Annotated in this window: 10 protein-coding genes (1 of these 10 running past the window's edge); 4 read left to right on the top strand and 6 right to left on the bottom strand. The window is 64.8% G+C overall.

Annotated features, from left to right (window positions below; translation table 11 throughout):
* On the top strand, positions 1-465 hold the 3' end of the coding sequence (locus tag ACQY7X_RS08735) for a M23 family metallopeptidase (RefSeq protein WP_428250046.1). It extends 942 nt beyond the left edge of the window; the window shows 465 of its 1,407 coding nt (coding positions 943-1,407); its start codon lies beyond the left edge, outside the window; it ends in the stop codon at positions 463-465.
* 2 nt (positions 466-467) lie between these two features.
* On the opposite strand, the gene ACQY7X_RS08730 is transcribed toward ACQY7X_RS08735, so the two are convergent.
* The gene (locus ACQY7X_RS08730) at positions 468-1,397 is read right to left on the bottom strand and encodes a LysR substrate-binding domain-containing protein (RefSeq protein WP_428249523.1); all 930 of its coding nucleotides are present in this window, start codon (positions 1,395-1,397) and stop codon (positions 468-470) included.
* A 117-nt stretch (positions 1,398-1,514) separates the two neighbouring features.
* On the opposite strand from ACQY7X_RS08730, the gene ACQY7X_RS08725 reads away from it, so the two are divergent.
* From ACQY7X_RS08725 to ACQY7X_RS08715, 3 genes are all read left to right on the top strand, one after another.
* The gene (locus ACQY7X_RS08725; RefSeq protein WP_428249522.1) at positions 1,515-1,943 is read left to right on the top strand and encodes a rhodanese-like domain-containing protein; all 429 of its coding nucleotides are present in this window, start codon (positions 1,515-1,517) and stop codon (positions 1,941-1,943) included.
* A 10-nt stretch (positions 1,944-1,953) separates the two neighbouring features.
* Positions 1,954-2,553 (top strand): glutathione S-transferase family protein, encoded by a 600-nt coding sequence (locus ACQY7X_RS08720; protein ID WP_428249521.1) that lies wholly within the window; start codon positions 1,954-1,956, stop codon positions 2,551-2,553.
* A gap of 155 nt (positions 2,554-2,708) precedes the next feature.
* Entirely contained in the window at positions 2,709-3,641 is a 933-nt protein-coding gene (locus ACQY7X_RS08715) for a DMT family transporter (RefSeq protein ID WP_428249520.1), read from the top strand.
* On the opposite strand, the gene ACQY7X_RS08710 is transcribed toward ACQY7X_RS08715, so the two are convergent.
* The 5 genes from ACQY7X_RS08710 to clpB form a co-directional block, all read right to left on the bottom strand.
* Positions 3,620-4,120 (bottom strand): SRPBCC family protein, encoded by a 501-nt coding sequence (locus tag ACQY7X_RS08710; RefSeq protein WP_428249519.1) that lies wholly within the window; start codon positions 4,118-4,120, stop codon positions 3,620-3,622. The two genes, ACQY7X_RS08715 and ACQY7X_RS08710, sit on opposite strands and share 22 nt — an antisense overlap.
* A gap of 46 nt (positions 4,121-4,166) precedes the next feature.
* On the bottom strand, positions 4,167-4,688 hold the full coding sequence (locus ACQY7X_RS08705; RefSeq protein ID WP_428249518.1) for an SRPBCC family protein: 522 nt from the start codon (positions 4,686-4,688) through the stop codon (positions 4,167-4,169).
* Between the two features lie 24 nt (positions 4,689-4,712).
* Complete coding sequence (locus tag ACQY7X_RS08700) at positions 4,713-5,216, bottom strand: SRPBCC family protein (protein WP_428249517.1); 504 nt, start codon at positions 5,214-5,216, stop codon at positions 4,713-4,715.
* Entirely contained in the window at positions 5,203-5,547 is a 345-nt protein-coding gene (locus ACQY7X_RS08695; RefSeq protein ID WP_428249516.1) for an ArsR/SmtB family transcription factor, read from the bottom strand. The genes ACQY7X_RS08700 and ACQY7X_RS08695 overlap by 14 nt, the downstream gene beginning before the upstream one ends.
* Positions 5,548-5,841: 294 nt before the next feature.
* Positions 5,842-8,424, bottom strand: a complete 2,583-nt coding sequence (gene clpB, locus ACQY7X_RS08690) for an ATP-dependent chaperone ClpB (protein ID WP_428249515.1) — start codon at positions 8,422-8,424, stop codon at positions 5,842-5,844.
* Positions 8,425-8,511: the final 87 nt, after the last annotated feature.

The raw sequence follows: 8,511 nt of genomic DNA, 5'->3' as shown, positions 1-8,511 counted from the left end.
CTGACTTCCGGCTTCGGCAAGCGCATGCACCCGATCCTCGGTTTCAGCCTGATGCATAAGGGTGTGGATTTCGGCGCCGTTGCCGGCACGCCGATCCAGGCCGCCGGCGAAGGCCTGGTGGAAGTCGCCGGCTGGAATGGTGGCTATGGCAATTATGTGCGGCTGCGCCACGGCAACGGCTACGCCACCGCCTATGCCCATATGACCCGCGTCAACGTGAAATCCGGCCAGCGCGTGCGCCAGGGCCAGATCATCGGCACGGTCGGCTCCACCGGCCGCTCCACCGGCCCGCATCTGCATTATGAAGTGCTGCTGCAGGGTAAGCAGGTGAATCCGATGAATGTGCGCTTCCCCTCGGGCCGCAAGCTCGAAGGTGGCGAATATGAGCGTTTCCGCCGCCAGGTGGAGAGGCTCGACGGCGAAATCCGCGCCACCCCGCTGCTGGCTCTGCTCAACCGCGACTGACGTTAATTTCCCTGCGCCGCCAGCCAGTCGCGCACCGCGCGCAGCAGCGGCCGGCGGAAATGCGCTTCCGGCGCCACCACATGATAGGCCCAGTCGGCACGCCAGCTTTGCTGCCCCACGCGCACCAGATGGCCGCGCGCCAGCAGGTCGCCGAGATGCGGGCCGCGCCCGAGCGCCACGCCCTGGCCCGCCAGGGCCGCCTGCAGCAATACCGATGAATCCGTGAAGCCGATGCCGGCGGCGGGGTCCGGCGGCTCCAGGCCGGCGCGGCGATACCAGCTGGCCCAGTCGAGCCAGGGCTGCGGCGGCAGGGCCGTGCCATCGGCGCCGGTGCCGGCTAGGTCCACATCATGCAGCAGCTGGCCCGGCGTCAGATCGGCCAGATCACGGCCGCCTAAGCGCATCGCTGGGCTGGCGACCGGGAATACCTCCTCATCCATCAGGTGATAGCTGGCGAGCTTCACCGCCCCCGACCGTGCCGGCTGGCGCGGCCCGAAACGGATCACCAGGTCGACATCCTCGCGGTTGAAATCGGTCAGCCGCCGGTTGGTATCGAGCTTCAGCGCCACGCCGGGGAAGGCGCGGCGGAAATTCTCCAGCCTGGGGATCAGCCAGCCCGAGGCCAGCGCCGGCAGCAGGCTGATGCTGACCCGGCCGCGCCCCGGCGTCACCACCCGCGCCGTGGCATCGGCCAGGCGGTCCAGCCCGTCGCTCAGGCCCGGCAGATAGGCCTGGCCGGCCTCGGTCAGCACCAGGCCGCTCGGGGCGCGGCGGAACAGTTGCACTTTCAGCTGCGCCTCCAGCGCCTTCACCTGCTGGCTGACGGCCGCCGGCGTGACATTGAGTTCCTCGGCGGCGGCAACAAAGCCGCTGTTGCGGGCGGCGGCCTCGAAGGCACGCAGCGCATTCAGCGGCGGCAGGCGGCGCGGCATCGGTGTTCCTTCCAGGCTTAGAAAATCTAAGCCAGCTTAGGAGAAAGTCTGGTTTGCGCCAAGCCGGGGCATCGGCTACTTCCGCAGCAACAGCAGCAACCCACGCCGGAGGCCAGCATGCCGAGTTTCGTGACGGATTTTCCCACCGCCAGTGCCGCGGCCGCACAGGCGCATTTCGCCGCCAAGCTCGGCTTCGAGGCCGATTGCTGGGATGTGCACCACGCCCTGAGCTATGGCCTGGCGGATTTCACTTTGCTGGATGTGCGCGGCCGCAAAGCCTATCAGGAAGCCCATGTGCCGGGCGCGGTGAGCTGGCCGCATGCCGATATCACGCCCGAGCGCATGGCGGCGCATTGGCCGCGCGAGACGCTGTTCGTGGTCTATTGCGCCGGGCCGCATTGCAATGGCGCCGACCGTGCCGCGCTCAAGCTGGCGACGCTCGGTTACGCCGTGAAACTGATGATCGGCGGCATGACCGGCTGGGCCGATGAAGGCTTCCGCTTTGCCGCGGGCCGTGAGCCGGGCCAGGTGGAACAGGCAGCCTGAAGGAGCGACCATGCTGACGCTGTACGATTACCGCGATTCCGGCAACGGCTATAAATGCCGCCTGCTGCTGGCGCAGCTCGGCCTGCCTTATACCCATGTCGAACTCGATATCGACAAGGGCGAGACCCGCACGCCGGCCTTCCTGGCCAAGAATCCCAATGGCCGCATCCCGGCGCTGGGTTTCGAGGACGGTACGGTGCTGGCGGAATCCAATGCCATCCTGTGCTATCTCGCAGACGGCAGCGCCTATCTGCCCGGCGACCGCCTGCGCAAGGCGCAGGTGATGCAATGGCTGTTCTTCGAGCAGTACAGCCACGAACCCTATGTGGCGACGCCGCGCTATATCATCCGCCATCTCGGCCGCCAGCATGCGCGCATGGCCGAACTGCCCGAACGGCTGGCCAAGGGCTATGCCGCGCTCGGCGTGATGGAGCAGCAGCTGAGCCGCGAACCGTTCCTGGTCGGCGGGCAGTATTCCATCGCCGACATCGCGCTCTATGCCTATACCCACCGCGCCGACGAAGCCGACATGGACCTCTCGGCCTATCCGGCGATCCGCGCCTGGCTTTCCCGCGTTGCCGCGCAGCCCAGTTATATCAAGATGCTTTAGCAAGAAGCGGATGGCGGGGCGAACATATTCTTTGATACATCGTCATACCCCGCGAAGGCGGGGTATCCACGAGTTTTTTTACTCATCAAAACCAAAAGACACTCGTGGATGGTCCGCCTACGCGGACCATGACGGCACTGTTTGGATTTGAGACCATGACCAACATCAACCGCCCGATGACGGCGCTGGAATGGACGCTGCTGCTGCTGCTCTCGCTGCTCTGGGGCGGCTCGTTCTTTTTCATCGGCGTGGCGGTGAAGGAGATTCCGCCGCTCACCCTGGTCACCCTGCGGGTGGCGCTGGCGGCACTGATGCTGCTGCTGATCCTGCGCGCGAGCGGGATCCAGATGCCACGCCTGGACCAGTCCGGGGCGCGCGTCTGGCGCGGCTTCATCATCATGGGACTGCTGAACAACGCCATCCCGTTCTCGCTGATCGTCTGGGGCCAGAGCCATATTCCGAGCGGACTGGCGGCCGTGTTCAACGCCACCACACCGCTCTGGGCCGTGCTGCTGGCGCATTTCGCCACCGAGAATGAGAAGCTGACCCTGGCGCGGCTGGCCGGATTACTGAGCGGCCTGGCCGGCGTGGCAGCAATGATCGGCCCGGCGGCGCTGAAGGGCCTGGGCGCGGATGTGTGGGCGCAGGGCGCCATCGTGCTGGCGGCAATATCTTACGCCACCGCCGGGCTCTATGGCCGGCGCTTCTCCGCCTGGGGCGTGGCGCCAATGGCGACCGCCAGCGGCCAGGTGATCGGCTCAAGCCTGCTGTTGCTGCCCTTGGCCTTGCTGGTCGATCAGCCCTGGACGCTGCCAATGCCGAGCATGCACACCATCATGGCGGTGCTCGGTCTCGCCAGCATCTCCACCGCACTGGGCTACACGCTGTATTTCCGCATCCTCGCCACCGCCGGCACGACGAACCTGCAACTGGTGACATTTCTGATCCCGCCCAGTGCCATGCTGATGGGCGTGCTGTGGCTGGATGAATCCGTCAGCGCCAGCCAATGGCTCGGGCTGGCGCTGATCGGTATCGGGCTGGCCTGTATCGATGGCCGCCTGCTGCGTTACTTCACGCGGGCGAGGTAATCCAGGAACTGCTCGAAGGTGCCGCCCCAGCCCTGCTCCATGCTGTCATGGCCGCCATCGAAGCAGGCCTGCTCGGCCGGTGTAGGTTCATAGGCACTCCAGTTCACGGTGATGCGGGTCTTGCCATCCGGCGTTTCCTCGAACGTGGTGATGCCGAGCGTCTGCAACGGCCAGTCCGGCCCCATCGGATGGCGTGTCACGCCCTGATCGGCATCCGAGAAGGACACGATACATTCCAGCAGATGCGGCGCCTCGATGCGGCGGAAGGTCCACTTGCCCCACATGTCGCCGCCACCGCCGGGAATCTGCAGGCAGTAATGGAATACGCCGCCAACCCGCAGATCCATGGTGCAATGGGTCATCGGAAAGCCCTTCGGCCCCATCCAGTTCTTCAAGTGATCGGCCTGGGTATGCAGGCGCCACACCAGTTCGCGCGGCGCATCGACAATACGGGATATGACAAACGCGGAACCGGTCATTGTCTCTTTCTCCTGAAAGCGGTCTGGGAAGGTATGCGCGGCTTTTTTAGCGTTCGGCCTGCGCCTTAAGGTCGGCGAGGCCCTGGTCGAAAATCTTGTGCATCATGCTCGGGCGGCAGATCAGGCCGATCAGCTTGTGCAGATAGGCGTTGGTGCCAAACATCGCCCAGGTGACGCGGGTGGCTTCGCCTTCCGGCACCAGGGTGAATTCGGCGAAATTGCTGGCCTTGAAGGGACGCAGGAAATCCAGCTTGAGCAGCAGGCGCTCCGGCATCGCTTCCACCACTTCCATGCGGCCGGCGCCGATCTTGCGGTCACCATCCCAGGCATAAGCGGCGCCGACGCCGCTCGCAGGCCCGGTGAAGCTGCGCTGCATATCCGGGTCCACCTTCTCCCACGGCGACCAGGCCCGCCAGCTTTGCAGGTCAGCCAGATGCGGCATGATCGCCGCGGGCAGCGCCTTGATGGCCGTGCTGCGCTCGATGCGGAAATCATCCGGCCGGGTGGCGGCATAGATCAGCACGGCGGCAATCAGCACGGCAAAGCCGAGCAGGATATAGGTAAGCATCGGGAGGTCCTTTTCTCTCGCGTGTTAGGCCGTCACCAGATCGGCGAGGCGTTCCAGGCTCTGGCCGAAGCCTTCCGCCATGCCCATGCGGGCCATGAAGGCGAGGTCGTCGGCATTACCCATGCGCGCGGTCACGGTCTGGCGCGTGCGCTTGCCGCCATCCAACGGAGCCAGGCGGATCATGTGGATGGCATGGCGCGGCATGGTTTCGATCTCCCATTCGCCGCGGCTGTTATCGGCATCCATGCTGTAGATCAGGCTTTCGCCGGGAATGGCTTCCAGTACCCGGCCCTTGATCGGCAGGCCGACGCCATCCGGCCCCGTCATCACGATGTAGATTTCGCCGCCCGGCCGCGCGTCGATGCGGCAGACCGGGTTGGTATAGCCATGCGGGCCCCACCAGCGGGCGAGATGCGCTGCATCGGTCCAGGCACGATAGACCAGGGCCGGCGGCGCGTCGAAATCGCGCACCAGCACGATATCGTGGCCCTGGGCCGCGCGATAATCGATGGGTTCAATGCTGCTCATCGGACTTCACCTGCTGCAATTGCTGCAGATAGGCATCGAGACGGTCGAAGCTCTCCTCCCAGAAACGCCGGTAGCCCTCCACCCAGCCCGCCACTTCCTGCAGCGGCGAGGCTTCCAACCGGCAGGGCCGCCACTGGGCCTCGCGGCCCTTGGCGATCAGCCCGGCCTTTTCCAGTACCTTGAGATGCTTCGACACCGCCGGCAGGCTCATGGCGAACGGCTCGGCGAGCTGTTTCACCGAACATTCGCCCTGGCTCAGCCGCGCCAGGATCGCCCGCCTTGTCGGATCGGCAAGGGCGGCCAGGGTCTGGCTCAGGCGGTCGGTCGTCACAATTAAACCTATCAGTTAATTAACTTGATGGTTTAATATAGCCGAAATCCCTGACGGTCAACCGGAATCTTTGCGTCCACTTAGCCCCGCATCGGGGACGGGACGGCACACACACGATATTTTCTTTTATTTTCAAATACTTCACCGTCCCTCATACCCGCGAAAGCGGGTATCCCATTCAGCTTTCGTCATAACAAATGAGATGCCCGCCTGCGCGGGCATGACAGGGTCGTCGGGAAACAGAAAAGGGCGGCCCTTCGGCCGCCCTTTCATATCAAAGCGTTAGGTGGTGGCTCAGTGAACCACCTGGCCCTGGATCAGCAGGCCATCCGGGCCGGCGGAGACTGCCACCACGCTGCCATCCTGGATTCTGCCTTCCAGGATCAGGCTGGCCAGCGGGTTCTGCAGCTCGCGCTGGATCACCCGCTTCAACGGCCGGGCGCCATAGACCGGGTCGTAGCCGGCATTGCCCAGCCAGGTCTTGGCCTTGTCGTCGAGGTCCAGCGTGATCTTGCGATCCACCAGCAGCCGGTAGAGCCGCTGGAGCTGGATATCGACGATGCCGCTCATGTTTTCGCGGCTCAGGCGGCGGAACAGGATCACCTCGTCGAGACGGTTGAGGAATTCCGGCCGGAAATGCCCGCGCACCACTTCCATCACGCGATGGCGCACCACTTCGTCGATTTCCTCGGCCTCGGCCTGGGCAAGATACTCGCTGCCCAGGTTCGAGGTGAGGATGATCACCGTGTTGCGGAAATCCACTGTGCGGCCCTGGCCATCGGTGAGGCGGCCATCATCGAGCACCTGCAGCAGCACGTTGAACACGTCGGCATGGGCCTTTTCGACTTCGTCGAACAGGATCACCTGATACGGCCGGCGCCGCACCGCTTCAGTGAGCGAGCCGCCATCGTCATAGCCGACATAGCCCGGCGGCGCGCCGATCAGGCGGCTGACGGAATGTTTCTCCATGTATTCCGACATGTCGATACGCACCATGGCGCTGTCGTCATCGAACAGGAATTCCGCCAGCGCCTTGGTCAGTTCGGTCTTGCCGACGCCGGTGGGGCCAAGGAACAGGAAGCTGCCGATGGGCCGGTTGGGATCCTGCAAGCCGGCCCGCGCCCGGCGCACGGCATTGGACACCGCCACCAGGGCTTCCTCCTGCCCGACCACGCGGCCGCGCAGGCGGGTTTCCATCGCCAGCAGCTTCTCGCGCTCGCCGGCCAGCATCTTGTCCACCGGGATACCGGTCCAGCGCGACACCACGCCGGCGATATCGCTCTCGGTCACCGCCTCGCGCACCATGCTTTTGCCACCGGCGCCCTCGGCCTCCGCCAACTGGCGCTCCAGGCCCGGAATCACGCCGTAGGACAATTCCGAAGCGCGGTTCCAGTCAGCCTTGCGCTGCGCCTGTTCGAGATCGAGGCGGGCGCGGTCGAGCTGTTCCTTGAGATTCTGCGCCGAACCGAGCTTGGCCTTCTCGCCCTGCCAGGCAGCCGACAGCGACGCCGATTGCTGCTCCAGATCGGCCAGTTCTTTTTCCAGCTTGGCGAGGCGATCCTTGGAGGCCGCGTCGGTCTCCTTTTTCAGTGCCTCGCGCTCGATCTTGAGCTGCATGATGCGGCGGTCGAGTTCGTCCAGCGCCTCGGGCTTGCTGTCCACTTCCATGCGCAGCCGCGAGGCCGCTTCATCCACCAGGTCGATGGCCTTGTCGGGCAGGAAGCGGTCGGTGATGTAGCGGTTCGACAACGTGGCGGCGGCAACGATGGCGGCATCGGTGATGCGCACGCCATGATGCACCTCATACTTCTCCTTCAGGCCGCGCAGGATGGAGATGGTGTCCTCCACCGTCGGCTCGCCGACGAACACCGACTGGAAGCGCCGCGCCAACGCCGCATCCTTCTCGATATATTTGCGGTATTCATCCAGAGTCGTCGCACCGACGCAGTGCAGTTCGCCACGCGCCAGGGCCGGTTTCAGCAGGTTGGAGGCATCCATGGCGCCATCGGCCTTGCCGGCACCCACCAGGGTGTGCAGCTCATCGATGAACAGCACGATTTCGCCTTCCGCCGAGGTCACTTCAGCCAGCACGGCTTTCAACCGCTCCTCGAATTCACCCCGGAATTTGGCGCCGGCGATCATGGCACCGAGATCCAGCGCCATCAGGCGCTTGTTCTTCAGGCTTTCCGGCACGTCGCCCTTGGCAATGCGCAGCGCCAGGCCCTCGACGATGGCGGTCTTGCCAACGCCGGGCTCGCCGATCAGCACCGGATTGTTCTTGGTGCGGCGCGACAATACCTGGATCGTGCGGCGGATTTCCTCATCCCTACCGATCACCGGGTCGAGCTTGCCGCTTTCCGCCGCCTCGGTCAGGTCGCGGGCATACTTTTTGAGCGCATCATAAGCCTGCTCGGCGGAAGCGGAATCCGCCTTGCGGCCCTTGCGTAAACCGGCAATCGCCTTCTCCAGCGACGCGACACTCAAGCCCGCAGCCTTCAGCGCCTCGGCGCCGGGGGTATTGGTGAGCAGAATGGCCTGCAACAGGCGCTCGACGGCCACGAAACTGTCGCCGGATTTCTCGCGCAGCTTTTCGGCCTGCTCGAACAGGCGGGCCAGTTCAGGCGCCATGTAAAGCTGGCCGGCGCCCGAGCCTTCTACGCTCGGAATCTTCGCCAGGGCCTCTTCATTCTTCGCCTTGGCAACGCCTGGCTGGCCGCCCGCCGCCTGGACCAGACCGGTGGCCATGCCTTCCGGGTCGTCCAGCAGCACCTTAAGCAAGTGTTCGGGGGTGAAGCGCTGATGGCCGCGGGCCAGCGCCAAGGTCTGCGCCGCCTGAAGAAAGCCGCGGGCGCGCTCGGTGAACTTTTCCAGATCCATTGTCTACTCCTAGGCAGCGACCACTCGCCACATCCCCACCTGGGCAATGCGGACCGGGCCCCACGCTTCAGATGTGGGAAGCCGACG

The sequence above is a fragment of the Ferrovibrio sp. genome (genome assembly GCF_965278975.1).
In the GTDB taxonomy this organism is placed as follows: Bacteria; Pseudomonadota; Alphaproteobacteria; order Ferrovibrionales; family Ferrovibrionaceae; genus Ferrovibrio.
This window is presented reverse-complemented; position numbering and strand designations above follow the sequence as displayed.